Annotated in this window: 14 protein-coding genes; 5 read left to right on the forward strand and 9 right to left on the reverse strand. The window is 63.2% G+C overall.

Annotated elements, in window-relative coordinates; genetic code table 11:
* Positions 1–74 precede the first annotated feature (74 nt).
* A complete protein-coding gene (locus tag ACQK2M_RS06175; protein ID WP_425417077.1) occupies positions 75–833 on the forward strand; it encodes a gamma-glutamyl-gamma-aminobutyrate hydrolase family protein in 759 nt (252 codons plus the stop codon).
* 53 nt (positions 834–886) lie between these two features.
* Here ACQK2M_RS06175 and ACQK2M_RS06180 read toward each other — a convergent pair whose 3' ends face one another.
* From ACQK2M_RS06180 to ACQK2M_RS06205, 6 genes are all read right to left on the reverse strand, one after another.
* Positions 887–1,297 (reverse strand): hypothetical protein, encoded by a 411-nt coding sequence (locus ACQK2M_RS06180; RefSeq protein ID WP_425417078.1) that lies wholly within the window; start codon positions 1,295–1,297, stop codon positions 887–889.
* Between the two features lie 77 nt (positions 1,298–1,374).
* Positions 1,375–2,370, reverse strand: coding sequence for a DMT family transporter (locus tag ACQK2M_RS06185; RefSeq protein WP_425417079.1), 996 nt, complete (start codon positions 2,368–2,370; stop codon positions 1,375–1,377).
* A 69-nt stretch (positions 2,371–2,439) separates the two neighbouring features.
* The gene (locus ACQK2M_RS06190; RefSeq protein WP_425417080.1) at positions 2,440–3,432 is read right to left on the reverse strand and encodes a 2-hydroxyacid dehydrogenase; all 993 of its coding nucleotides are present in this window, start codon (positions 3,430–3,432) and stop codon (positions 2,440–2,442) included.
* Position 3,433: 1 nt separating this feature from the next.
* The gene (locus ACQK2M_RS06195; RefSeq protein ID WP_223478233.1) at positions 3,434–4,459 is read right to left on the reverse strand and encodes a LacI family DNA-binding transcriptional regulator; all 1,026 of its coding nucleotides are present in this window, start codon (positions 4,457–4,459) and stop codon (positions 3,434–3,436) included.
* A 172-nt stretch (positions 4,460–4,631) separates the two neighbouring features.
* Positions 4,632–5,156, reverse strand: a complete 525-nt coding sequence (locus ACQK2M_RS06200) for a MarR family winged helix-turn-helix transcriptional regulator (RefSeq protein WP_425417081.1) — start codon at positions 5,154–5,156, stop codon at positions 4,632–4,634.
* Between the two features lie 66 nt (positions 5,157–5,222).
* Positions 5,223–5,873 carry a hypothetical protein gene (locus tag ACQK2M_RS06205; RefSeq protein WP_425417082.1) on the reverse strand — a complete coding sequence of 217 codons (651 nt, stop codon included), beginning with the start codon at positions 5,871–5,873 and terminating at the stop codon, positions 5,223–5,225.
* 154 nt (positions 5,874–6,027) lie between these two features.
* Between ACQK2M_RS06205 and ACQK2M_RS06210 the strand changes: the two genes are divergently transcribed.
* Together ACQK2M_RS06210 and ACQK2M_RS06215 are read left to right on the forward strand one after the other, a co-directional pair.
* Entirely contained in the window at positions 6,028–7,374 is a 1,347-nt protein-coding gene (locus ACQK2M_RS06210; protein WP_425417083.1) for an 8-oxoguanine deaminase, read from the forward strand.
* Positions 7,374–8,177, forward strand: coding sequence for a creatininase family protein (locus ACQK2M_RS06215; protein ID WP_425417084.1), 804 nt, complete (start codon positions 7,374–7,376; stop codon positions 8,175–8,177). Before ACQK2M_RS06210 ends, ACQK2M_RS06215 begins: the two co-directional genes overlap by 1 nt.
* Here the strand turns inward: ACQK2M_RS06215 and ACQK2M_RS06220 are convergent, their stop codons facing one another.
* Positions 8,178–8,549, reverse strand: a complete 372-nt coding sequence (locus tag ACQK2M_RS06220) for a hypothetical protein (protein WP_425417085.1) — start codon at positions 8,547–8,549, stop codon at positions 8,178–8,180.
* A 189-nt stretch (positions 8,550–8,738) separates the two neighbouring features.
* Between ACQK2M_RS06220 and ACQK2M_RS06225 the strand changes: the two genes are divergently transcribed.
* Complete coding sequence (locus ACQK2M_RS06225) at positions 8,739–9,815, forward strand: CobW family GTP-binding protein (protein ID WP_425417086.1); 1,077 nt, start codon at positions 8,739–8,741, stop codon at positions 9,813–9,815.
* A 54-nt stretch (positions 9,816–9,869) separates the two neighbouring features.
* Here the strand turns inward: ACQK2M_RS06225 and ACQK2M_RS06230 are convergent, their stop codons facing one another.
* Entirely contained in the window at positions 9,870–10,916 is a 1,047-nt protein-coding gene (locus ACQK2M_RS06230; protein ID WP_425417087.1) for an AI-2E family transporter, read from the reverse strand.
* 173 nt (positions 10,917–11,089) lie between these two features.
* Here ACQK2M_RS06230 and ACQK2M_RS06235 point away from each other — a divergent pair, with 173 nt between their 5' ends.
* The gene (locus tag ACQK2M_RS06235) at positions 11,090–12,064 is read left to right on the forward strand and encodes a WD40 repeat domain-containing protein (protein WP_425417088.1); all 975 of its coding nucleotides are present in this window, start codon (positions 11,090–11,092) and stop codon (positions 12,062–12,064) included.
* Here ACQK2M_RS06235 and ACQK2M_RS06240 read toward each other — a convergent pair.
* The gene (locus ACQK2M_RS06240) at positions 12,054–12,659 is read right to left on the reverse strand and encodes a TetR/AcrR family transcriptional regulator (RefSeq protein WP_425417089.1); all 606 of its coding nucleotides are present in this window, start codon (positions 12,657–12,659) and stop codon (positions 12,054–12,056) included. The two genes, ACQK2M_RS06235 and ACQK2M_RS06240, sit on opposite strands and share 11 nt — an antisense overlap.
* Positions 12,660–12,723 lie beyond the last annotated feature (64 nt).

A 12,723-nucleotide genomic window follows, 5' to 3' on the forward strand; every position in this document is an offset into this window, starting at 1 on the left:
TTACAGGCAGAATCATGCCATCGAATCTGCCCGCTATGTCGATAGACGGGCCGATATCCCAAGGAGCCCCGACCATGCAGCCGATTGTCGCCGTTGTCGCCGACGTTCGTGATTTCGACAACTACCGCTGGCACGCCACGCCGCAGACCTATCTGGAGGCGGCAATGGCTGCGGCGGGCGTCCTGCCGCTGATCGTTCCGGCCTTCGGCGATCGCGTCGATTTCGCGGCGCTGGTCGATCGGGTGGACGGGGTTTTGCTGTCAGGCTCCAAGTCGAATGTGCATCCGCGCAATTACGGGCAGCAGGCAACGCCCGATCACGAACCCTATGACGAGGAACGCGACGCGACGGCGCTGCCGCTGATCCGGGCCGCGATCGACGCCGGCGTTCCCCTGTTCGCCATCTGCCGCGGCGTCCAGGAGCTCAATGTCGCGCTTGGCGGGTCGATCGCGCACGAGATCCATACCCGCGAAGACAGGGCCGACCATCGCGCGCCGGTGAGCGACGACCAGGATGTGCGGTTCGGTCTCGCGCATGGCATTGCGGTGAAGGCCGACAGCTGTCTTGCGAAGATCGTCGGGTCATCGCAGATCGAGGTGAACTCCCTTCACCGCCAGGCGATAGAGGTCTTGTCGACGCGCCTCGCGGTGGAGGCGACCGCCGCTGACGGAACCGTGGAAGCGGTCTCGGTGAAGGATGCGAAGGGCTTCGCGGTCGGCGTGCAATGGCATCCCGAATACTGGGCGAAGTCGGACGGGCCATCCGGTTCGCTTTTCCGCGCTTTTGGCGACGCGGCGCGCATGCGGGCAGAGGCGCGCATCGCCGGTGCATGACGTATGCGGCTGCGACGACGTTCCGAAATGTTCAATATACCGAAGTCGAGGGTTCAGAACGCCTCGAAGGTGAGCTTCATGTCGTTCGGCGTGACCACGTTCCAGCCATAGCCGTCATTGGCGGAAAGGCGCATCAGGATCTTTCCGGTGTGGTCGGTAATGGAGACCTTGCCGCGTCCGGTATCCTGCCAGGTGCGTGCCGCGGCCACGCGTGGCATGTCGCCGCAATGGCCGGGTTCGAGGCGATGGATGTCGTAGCCCTCGGCGCGGTGCAGCGCGACGATACAGGTGTGATTGCGGGTATGATCGACCACCATGAAGCGGTCGGCGCGGGCCAGTGTGTCGATCGATGCGGTCGTCATGCGGTCGATGCCGGGGTCCGCGGCACCGTATCCGGTGGCGAACATGGCGAGCACGCCCATCACGGCTGCTCCGTTGATCCAATGCGTGTATGACTTCATCATTGCCCGTTACTCCCGCGAAACCGCCAAGACTATGGGCCAAACATGGTTAAGGGGGAGCTAATGATCCTCCAGCGCCGTCAATAGCGGCGATGGACCCGGTGCGCCAAGGCGGCCTTCCGGTTCTTGCGCATTTCGCGCAGGAAGACGAAAAGCCCGCTGCCCATGATGAGCACGATGCCGACGGAAACAGCCGATGCCGGGATTTCGCCCCAGATAACCCAGCCCCACATGACGGCGAGCGGCAGGCCGACATATTCGAACGGCGCGATGGTTGCCGCGTCGGCCAGCCGGTAGGCCTGCGAGAGGCAGTAGACCACGATCGCCGAGTTCAGCCCGAGGCCTGCAAACAGCCAGACATCGTTGCCCCGGGGCCAGATCCACGCCCTCAGCAAAAAGCGAACGCTCTCATTGGTCGTTCCCTCAGCGAAGCGGCCATCGCCCGCGACCAGGAAGAACGCGAGCGAAACCAGGATGAAGATCGACTGGACATAGACGCCCATCGCCGATGCCTTCGTGGACACGCCGAGCTTGCGGGTCAGGATCTGGTAGAGGGCGTAGGTGAATGCGGCCAGGACAGGCAGTAAAAGGATCAGGAATCCTGTCTGGCGCTCACTGCCGCTTTCCCAGGGGCGCATCATGATGGTCACGCCGATGAGACCGATGGCGACGGCACCGAGGCGATAGGGGCCTACCTTCTCGCCAAGCAACGGTATCGACAGCAGCGTGATCATCAAAGGCGCGACGAAGAACAGGGCGGTCGCCTCCGCGAGCGGCACCACGGCAAGCGCCGTGAAGAAGGCGAGGTTCGACGCGACGATGACCAGGCCGCGCATGATATGCAGGAGCGGTCTTTGGGTGCGAAGGATTGCGATGCCGCCCTCCAGTTGCACGAGGATCAGCGAAAAGGCGATGCCGATCAGCGAGCGCGTGAACACCATCTGATGCAGCGGGTATCCCGCCGACAATTGCTTGATAAGCATGTCGTTGACCGAGATCGCCGACACGCCAAGCAGGATGAAGGCGATACCGGCTCCTGGCCGGGCCTCCGGCACCGTTGTTGCAATCTGACTCATGAGAGCCGCCTAACACATGCGGCGGTTGCGCGATATCGGGACCGCGCGTCGGCGTCGGATGGCGATCGGTCAGCCGTTCTTCCGTTTCGCCAGGCCTGCTGACTTTGCTTCCGGCACGGCGGTCAAAGCTTCGCCTTTCGAGAACCAGGAAACTAGATTGTCGACGACGAGATCGGCCATAAGGCGGCGCGTGTGCTGCGACGCGGAGCCGACATGCGGCAACAGGCAGACATTCTTCATGGCGGCGAGTTCCGCCGGTACATGCGGCTCGTCTTCGAAGACGTCGAGGCCGGCGGCGGCGATGATACCGTCGCGAAGGGCCGCGACAAGCGCCGATTCATCGACGACCGTTCCACGGCCGATATTCACGAGCACACCGCTCGGGCCGAGTGCCCGAAGGATCGCCGCGTTCACGGTGTGACGGGTTTCCGGCGTGCCCGGAACGACGCAGATCAGCGTGTCGACCGCCGATGCGAGACCTTCCAGCGTCTCGTAATAGGGATAATCGACGTCAGCGGCGCGGCTGCGGTTGTGATAGCTGACCGAAAGGCCGAACGCCTCGACGCGCCGTGCGATTGCCTTGCCGATCCGGCCGAGGCCGTAAATGCCGACTTTTCTTTCGCGCAGCGACAGGCCGGTCAGCGGGTAGTTACCCTCTTTTTCCCATTTGCCGTCGCGAAGCCATTTTTCGGCGAACCAGAACTCCCGCACCGTGTTGAGCAGCAGCGCCAGCGCGGTGTCGGCGACCTCCTCGTCGAGGACGGTCGGCGTGTGCGTGACGCAAACCCCTTTGTCGATGGCGTGCAGCGAGGATTTCGGATCGTAGCCGACGCCGAAATTGGCGACGATTTCCAGCGAGGGAAGGGCGTCGATCACCGGGATCCAGGACGGGCCAAGCCCGGCGGCGATGCCGCGAATGCCGGCGAGTTTCTCCGTCGAGATCAGCGCCGGATCGGGATCGTCGATCGTCACCGCGTCGAATTCCGCCTCTATGCGCGCGGCGGCGTGAGCGTTGAAATGCGACGGCATCAGAATGCGGATGGATTTGAGGTCTGCAGGCATGTCAGGCGCGTTCCTTAACGGGCGAGGTGGACTGGCGGATATGGAGTTCCGGGCGGATGAGTTCGAGCGTGCCCGACTGGTCGCTGACGCCGTCGATCCGGTCGAGCAGGGCGCGCGCGGCGCGGCGGCCAACCTCGGGCTGTCCGTTCCAGACGGTGGTCAGGGCGGGCGTGGCGATAGCGGCCTCCTCGAGATCGTCATAGCCGGTCACGGAGATGTCGGTTCCCGGCGTCAGGCCGGCGCGCGCGATGCCGTTCATCAGGCCGATGGCGACGAGGTCGTTCCAGCAAACGGCGGCCGTCGGCTTGTCGGGCAGAGCCAGGAACTCGCCCGTCGCCTCGAAGCCGGCTTGCTTGGTGCGCGGCCCGGGAATGCGCCATTCCGGCTTGACCGCGAGTTCGGCTTTCTTCATCGCGGTCAGATAGCCTTGGTACCGGTCGCGTCCCGTTGAGGTGTCGTCGGTGCCGCCGATCATCGCGATACGCTTGTGTCCGAGCGAAATCAGGTGGCGTGTCGCAAGGCCTATCCCGAAGGAATCGTCGCCCCGGAAGACCGGCAGGCTGGCCTTCGGGATGGAACGCGCAATCAATACGACCGGAAGGCCGTTGCGCAGGACAAGGTCGATATCCTCGATCGGCGTGCCGATGGCCGGCGACATGATGACGCCGTCCGCACCGAGTTGCATCAGCGTGTCGAGGAAATCGCGCTGCTTGTCGACATTGTCGTAGTGATTGGACAGCAGGAAGGTGTGGCGGGAACGGTCGAGTTCCGTTTCGATCGACTTCAGGATCTCGCCGTAGAAAGGGTTCATGATGTCGTGCACGACGACGCCGATGATGCCCGATTTCGACGTGCGCAGGCTGGCCGCGCGCCGATTGTAGATATAGCCCATCTGGCGCGCATGGGCCTTGATCTTCTCCTTGGTCGCCTCGGCAACCAACGGACTGTCACGCAAGGCGAGCGACACGGTGGCTGTCGAAACGCCCAATGCCTCACCGATGGTGGAGAGCTTTATTTTTTGCGCCACCGATCCCCCCGAAATTTTTAAACAGTTTAAAATACTTTTAGAATGCGCGCGGTGCAAGCGTGAGGCGCTGCGACAAGACCGCCTTGTGGTCCCGCCGTGGTTAATCGAATCTGAATATCCCCCGTTTTGGCGCGTGCCGGAGGCTCCGCGAATGGCCGCGATGGGCCGAGACCTAGGCGTTCGCGACTTTATCGCCCGCCTTTGTTTTTTTCTTTCCGCCGCTTTTCTTTTTCGGCTTTTCGGTGCGCGGTTCGCCGAGATTGGCCTCGATCTTCGCAAGCACCTTCGCGAGTTGCTTGCGTTCCTTCTTCTTGATGCCGTCGAAGGCGCGCATTTCGGCGTCGCGGATGGCGCGCTGCATGTGTTCGAGAACAGCGCGGCCCTCCTCCGTCAACCAGACATGGATCTGGCGAGCGTCCTTTTCGGAGGGACGGCGTTCGACGAAGCCCTGCTCGGCGAGCCGGGTCACTGTCTTCGTGACGGTGGGCGGCTTGACGCCAAGGGTTGTCGCGAGCTGGCCCAGGGTCTGGCCGTCCTCGATGGAAAGCTGTTCCATGACGCTTTCCTGACCAGCGTAAAGCCCGGTGGATTGCAGCAGGCGGGCCATGTGGGTGCGGCCGACACGGGCGGCGTTCTGGAGGCTCGTCAGGAGCTTGGTGACCTCCTCTGCCTCCTTTTCGATGTAATAGCGATTCATGAACGACTAATAAGCCGACGAAAGAAATCAGGTCAAGCAAGCCGCCGGTTTTCCGGCGATCCTTCGCTAAAGAGGCGGGAAAAAGCGTTGTCCGAAGAGGTAAAAGGCAAGCGGCACCGGCGAGACGGCCAGCGCAACCGCAACGAGGAAGCCCGCCGTCGAAAATAGCCGTGACGACCCGGCGAGGAGCGCGATGCCGCCGCCGCCGCCGATAACCGAATTGCCGGGAATGTTGAGCACCACGGCGAGGGCGACATGGCGGTGACGCAAGAGAAACGGGATCGCCCGGATGGGCGCCTTTTCCATCAGCCGCGCCAGCCTGTCCTGCCGATCCATGGCGTCTATATCGTCGATGAAAAGGGCGACACGTTCGAGATGCAGGAAACGCGCAAGGCGCCCGATGGCCGCGAGCGGAACGAGACGGCCTGCGAGAAAGGCCATCGACAGGCCGACGACCGTGCACAGATAGACCAGCAGCGCGATCGAGGTGCCGTGTATGGCCATGAGCATCATGCCCATCTCGACGCCGGGTACGAAGGGAATGGCGAGCAGGATGCAATAGGCGATGGCAAGCGCCGCTGTGCCCCAACGGGCGATCATGCCGCTGTTTTTCAGTTCCGCGCCGAAGAGGTCGGCGAAGTAGTTGCCGGCGAGGTTCGCAGCGACGAGCAGCACTATCAGCAGGACGATCCGCCGGGCGGTCTTCCATGTGAGCATGGGCGGGCTTTCGGTTTGTCGCCGGACGTGCAGGCAGACTGGCCAACGTCATAGCACGGCAGGCGCGAAAGTGCGCGCCAGGCTATCGCTTCTGCACTTGGCAGACACGCCCGCGATCTTCTAGGAATGAAGCTTCCGGTTTTCAGGTAATTTCATGACAGTTTCAAAGCCTCTCTGGATCAAGTCGCCGCTCGCGATTCTCGCCGATGGCGACGCGTCCGGCGGGATTGTCGTGTCCGGCGGGAAAATCGTCGAACTTGTACCGGCGGGCAGGTCGCCATCGCTCGAATGCACAGCGTTCGACGCCTCGCGTCATGTCGTGCTGCCGGGGCTGATCAACACGCACCACCATTTCTACCAGACGCTGACGCGGGCGCATCCGGCCGCCATCAACAAGGAACTGTTCGACTGGCTGACGGCGCTCTACCCGATCTGGGCGAGGCTCGGGCCCGAAGGCCTGCGTCTGGCGACACGGCTGGCGCTTACCGAACTCATGCTGTCGGGCGTGACCTGTTCGTCGGATCATCACTACGTCTTTCCCGACGGTCTGGAGGATGCGCTCGACATCCAGGCGGAGGAGGCCACCGCGCTCGGCATGCGCATGGTGCTCAATCGTGGCTCGATGAATCTTTCGAAGAAGGATGGCGGGCTACCGCCGGATTCGGTGGTGCAGGACCACGATACGATCCTCGCCGATTGCGAGCGGGTGATCGGCAAATATCACGACGCCTCGGAAGGGGCGATGCTGCAGGTGGCGCTGGCGCCGTGCTCGCCCTTCTCGGTGACACGCGAACTGATGCGGGACACGGCGACACTCGCCAAAACATGCGGTTGCGCGCTGCATACACATCTGGGCGAAACCCATGATGAAGACGAGTTCTGCGTCTCGATGTTCGGCTGCCGGCCGGTCGACTATCTGGAGGAATGCGGCTGGCTCGGCGACAAGACATGGCTGGCGCATGGCATTCATTTCGGCGATGACGAGATCGTCAGGCTCGGCAAGGCGGGGGTCGGCGTTTCGCATTGCCCGACGTCGAACGCGGTGCTGGCGTCGGGGTTCTGCCGGACGCGGGATCTCGAGAGTGCCGGCGTCAAGGTCGGGCTCGGCGTCGATGGATCCGCCTCGAATGACAGTTCCAACCTTATGGAGGGCGCGCGCCATGCGCTGATGCTGAACCGTCTGCGCTACGACGCGACGGTGACCCATCTCGATGTGCTGCGCTGGGCGACAGAGGGTTCGGCCGCCTGTCTCGGCCGGAGCGATATCGGCGCGATTTCCGTCGGCAAGCAGGCCGATCTGGCGATGTTTACGCTGGACGAATTGCGGTTTTCCGGCGCGCATGAGCCGCTGGCGGCGCTGGTTCTGTGCGGTGCGCATCGCGCGGACCGTGTCATGATCAAGGGCGAATGGACTGTCGAGGATGGCGCGCCGGTCGGCGTCGATGTCGAGCGGCTTCGGCACGACCATGGCGCTATCGCCAAGCTCTTCGCGGAGGCCTGATGACGACGGAAGGAGGCGCCAAGCCGAAACGGATCCGCCGGCGCGTCGACAAGCTGCCGGAACGTGCGCCGGCTGAAGCGGCGCAGTGGATCGCGGTGCTGCCGCTTGGCGCGACCGAACAGCACGGGCCGCATCTTCCCTTCGAGACCGACAGCCTGATCGCGGAGGCCGTCGTCGAGAGGCTGATCGAGCGGCTGTCGGATTCCGCGCCAGTTGTTTTTCTGCCGGTCGAAGAGGTGGGCTATTCGCCCGAGCACATGCATGTGGCGGGCACGAAGTCGCTGGAATGGGACCAGGCGATCCGCCGCTGGGTGCGCATCGGAGAGCAGGCGCATCGTTCGGGCATCCGCAAATTCGTGATGCTGAACGCCCATGGCGGAAACTCGCCGCTGATGACCGTCGTCGCGACCGAACTCAGGGTTCGGTTCGACATGCTGGCGGTGGCGACGAGCTGGACACGGTTCGGCCTGCCCGACGGGATCATGAGCGCCGAGGCGAAGCATCTCGATATCCATGGCGGGCTGATCGAAACGTCGATCATGCTGGCGACCCATCCGGAGAAGGTCGCCATGGACAGGACGGGGGATTTCCCGTCACGTCAGGCCGACTTCATGCGGGATTACCACCATCTGCGCGCCTACGGCCCGCACGCCTTCGGCTGGACGATGGAAGACCTCTCGGAAAACGGAGCCGTCGGCAATTCGGGCGGTGCATCTGCGGAGATCGGCGAAAGAATCCTCGATCACGCCGTCGCGGGGCTCCTCCAGCTCCTCAAGGATATCGAGAAGCACCCGGGATTTTGATCAGCCGGCGGGCGTCACCGCGACGACCGTGAAGGTGTGCATCTTGCCGTCATGGCCGGAGATCGAGACGTATTCGCCCTTGTTGAAGCTGTGTTCGCCCAGCCTGAAGCCGGACTCCTCGTCTTCGTCGTCGTCGAAGTCGTAGTCGAAGACCCACTGGCCCTTGCGGTGGCGTTCGAGATAACCGAGTTCGGTGCGCTCGCCGTCCCAGAACCGCTCTACCGTGCAGGCTTCGGGATGCTTCTTCCATTCCGAGCCATCGATCTTCATATCGTCGCCCAGCGGCAGAACGAGATTGTAGCCACGGTTCTTGTTGCCTTCGGGAAAGCCCGGTTCGCGGGCCATTTCGAGGCGGACGGTGTAAAGCGGCATTCTGGTCTCCCGTAACGTTTTCCGAAGTGTCTGGCATTCGGACGGCGATCGCTTTGACACCGATCAAGCGGGCGATCAACCGCTATTTCCTGTCCGGTGCATGACGATTATGCGTCGTAGACCGGTAGCAGGGCGGGTTGCGATTGCCTATATGGCGAATGAAACAGACTTGGCCCAGACGAGGCAATCATGAGCGAACACTCCATTCCCGTTACCGTGCTGACGGGCTATCTCGGCTCCGGCAAAACCACGCTTCTCAACCGGATTCTCTCTGAAGACCATGGCAAGCGCTACGCCGTCATCGTCAACGAGTTCGGCGAGATCGGCATCGACAACGATTTGATCGTGGAATCCGACGAGGAAATCTACGAGATGAACAATGGCTGCGTTTGCTGCACGGTGCGCGGCGATCTCGTGCGCGTGGTCGAGGGGCTTATGCGGCGGCCGGGCCGCTTCGACGCCATCGTCGTGGAAACCACCGGCCTCGCCGATCCGGCGCCCGTGGCGCAGACCTTCTTCATGGATGACGACGTGCGCGAAAAGACCCGGCTCGACGCCGTGGTCGCGCTGGTCGATGCGAAACACCTGCCGCTCAGGCTGAAGGACAGCCGCGAGGCGGAGGACCAGATCGCGTTCGCCGATGTCGTGCTGCTCAACAAGACCGACCTGGTTTCGGAAGACGAATTGCACGCGCTGGAACACACGATCCGCGCCATCAATCCGCATGCGCGCATCCATCGCACGGAACGGTCCAATATCGGGCTGTCCGAAATCCTCGACCGCGGCGCTTTCGATCTGCAGCGCGCGCTCGAAAGCGATCCGCATTTCCTCGATCACGATCATCCGGACCATGCCTGCGGGCCGGATTGCGATCACGACCACGATCATCGCCACCACGATCATGATCACGGGCACCATCACCACCACCACGGCGATGGCGAGCACCATCATCACCATGACGGCATCCATGGTACGACGATCCAGTCGGTATCGTTGCGGGGCGGCGAGGTCGATCCGCGCAAGTTCATGCCGTGGATCCAAAAGATCACCCAGCTCGACGGGCCGAATATCCTGCGCCTGAAGGGGATCATCGCGTTTCCGGACGATCCGCAGCGTTATGTCGTCCAGGGTGTGCACATGATCGTCGAGGGCGATCACGAGCGCGCGTGGAAGGAAAGCGAGAAGCGCGAAAGCCGCATCGTCTTCATCGGCCGCGAACTCGACCGCGAAAAACTGGAACGTACATTCGCGGCTTGCGCGGTGTAAGCGAAAGGCCCGGCCCTCACTCGTGCCGGGCGTATTCTTCCAGCGCGGCAAAGATCACGCGTTATCGGTGGTCTTGTCCCCGGGCAGCTCGGTATCCTCGTCGAGATGATCGCGCACCCAGAGCATCTTGACGAGCACGAATATGACGACTGTCGCCGGCGCGCCGAGGATCGCGCCGGACAGGCCGAACAGCGACGTAAAGGCGAGAACGGTGAAGATCGTCACTACTGGCGGCAGGCTGACGGTGCGCTTCTGAATGAGCGGAATCAGGAGGATGGCTTCCGCCTGCTGGATCGCGAAGTAGAGAACCGCGACCCAAAGTGCCAGCCAGGGATCCTCCGAGAAGGCCACGGCGATCGCCGGGACGGCGCTGGATATGGGGCCGACATAAGGGATGAATTCCATCAGGCCTGCCAGCACGCCAAGGCCGAAAGGGCTCGGCACGCCGAGCAAATAGAGCCCGACCGTGGTGATCACGCCGACGCAGACCATGGCGATCAACTGGCCGATGATCCAGAAACGCAGCGCTGCCGCGAGTTCGGTCATGACTTCGCGGCCTTTCTCGCGACGCTCCGGCGGGATGAGCTTGAGAAAGCCGTTGCGATAGAGCCCGGGATTGGCGGCCAGGAAAACGGCGCCCGAGACAACCAGGAACAGGCCGATCACGCTGGATACGACGATCGACGACGCGCCTGTCAGATTGCTGAATAGCGACCCACTGGAGAGCAGTTGCTCGCCGCGTGCCGACAGCCAATTCTCGATACCGGAGAGACCGAACGTCTTCTCGATGCTGCCAAGAACGTCGGGCATGCGGTCGGCAAGGTTCATCGCCTCGGCCACGAGCCGCGCGCCCATCAACGCGAAAAAGGCGGAAATAACAAGGATCGATGTCAGGACGACGATCGTCAGCGAGGCGGTGTCGCCGAGCCCGGTCCATTTGCAGACGAAGCGCTTTGCCGAGGCGAGGACAAGCGACAGCAGGATCGCTCCGAACACGAGAAACAGGAAGCGCTGAAGGTGCCATGCCGCGAGCACGAGCAGCGCCACCGCGAGGACGACAAGCAGAGGCTTCACGCGATCGGTCCAGTGTTCTGTCGGCATGCGGTCTCCAGGCTTGCTTGGCTTTCCGGCGGGGCCCGGTGTGGCCCTGGTCTGAGGGGACAAGTCTTCAAACAAGGCAAAGGTTCCTCTTGACGCGACCGGCCAGAGGAGGGAGTTGTCCTGCGCCCGCCGGCGGATGCGCCGCTGGCCCGCATCTGGACAAGGACTTGCGCATGCCCACAGTCGCTCCCCTCGATCTCGACGGTTATTGCCTTTTTGCCGGTTTCATCGACGAGACGCCGGTCTATGCGCTGGCCGATGGAACGGTTCATCGTCTCGATCACGGCCATCAGGCGGTCGAGATGCATGACGGAATCACCTGCGCGACCCGCACACTCGACGGCAAGGCGCTGATCACCGGTGGCGAGGACGGGCTGGTGCGAGCGCTCAACGGCGAAGGCGTGGCCGCGGAAATCGGGACGGCGGGCAGGAAGTGGATCGCGGCGGTGGCGGCAGGCCCCAACGGAGCCGTCGCCTGGGCCGCCGGAAAGACCGCCTGGGCGCGGCTCAATGACGGCGCGGTCAAGGAATTTGCCGAGGAACGCTCCATCGAGGGGCTGGCATTCGCGCCCAGGGGATTGAGGCTCGCGACCGCCCGGTACAATGGCGGAACGCTTCACTGGGTGGCGACATCCGGCAAACCGGTCGATCTGGAGTGGAAAGGCGCGCACACAAGCGTGATGTTCTCGCCGGACGGCAAATATGTCGTCACGACCATGCAGGAAAACGCGCTGCATGGATGGCGGCTGGATGACATGAAGCACATGCGCATGTCGGGCTACCCGGCGAAGGTGAAGAGCTGGTCATGGTCGGCCAAGGGCAAGTGGCTCGCGACCTCGGGCGCGCCGGCAGCCATCGTGTGGCCCTTCTCCGGCAAGGACGGGCCGATGGGCAAGGCGCCGCTCGAACTGGGCACGCGTGGCGATCAGATGGTGACCGCGGTCGCCTGCCATCCGCAGGAGGATATCGTCGCCGTCGGCTATTCGGACGGGATGGTTCTGGCCGTGCGGTTCGAGGATGGCAAGGAGGTACTGCTGCGGCGCGGCGGCAAGGGCCCGGTCTCGGCGCTTGCCTGGGACAAGGACGGTTATCGCGTCGCCTTCGGCTCCGAGGCCGGCGATTGCGGCGTAATCGATATCAGGGGATAGAAAAAGCCGGCGGCCGGAGATAACCGATTACCGCCCTCAGAACCCGCTCGCGGATCCGGCCGATATCCGTCTCGCCGGCCAGCGCGGCACTGTTGACGATCGCCCGGCAGATGGCCACGACGTCGCGCGCCGTCGCCGCATCGGCAGACGGATCGAGCCGGCGCACGATATCACCAATCGCCGTCTCGATCTCGGCCGCCAGCGCGATTTCCTCTTCATCCAGCGCCAGCTCCGTTTCGGCGCGTTCAAGTTCCATCGCCATGGCCGGGCGCGCGAATTGGTGGCGCAGGGCGGCATCGACAAGGGCGCCGACGGCGGCAAGCGCATCGCCGACGTCATCGGAACAGGCCTTGATGTCGTCGAGCAACGCCGCCCGCTCGCGACGCAGCAATTGGGCGATCACCGAGCGCTTGTCGGGGAAATACTGGTAGAGCGAGCCGATGCTCACACCCGCGCGCTCCGCGATCCGGTTGGTCGTGAGCGCCGATGCGCCATCCTCCTCCAGAATGCGAGCCGCCGCCTCGACGATGGCCGCCTCGGTGGCGCGGGCGCGGGCCTGACGGGCCTGTTTTCTGGGCTGATGCGGCTTGGTCACCGGCGATTCCGATATGCGAGTTGAGAATGTGAGCAATTACTCACATTCTTCGCTTGTACGTAAC

This window comes from Oricola indica (assembly GCF_965227485.1).
In the GTDB taxonomy this organism is placed as follows: Bacteria; Pseudomonadota; Alphaproteobacteria; order Rhizobiales; family Rhizobiaceae; genus Oricola; species Oricola indica.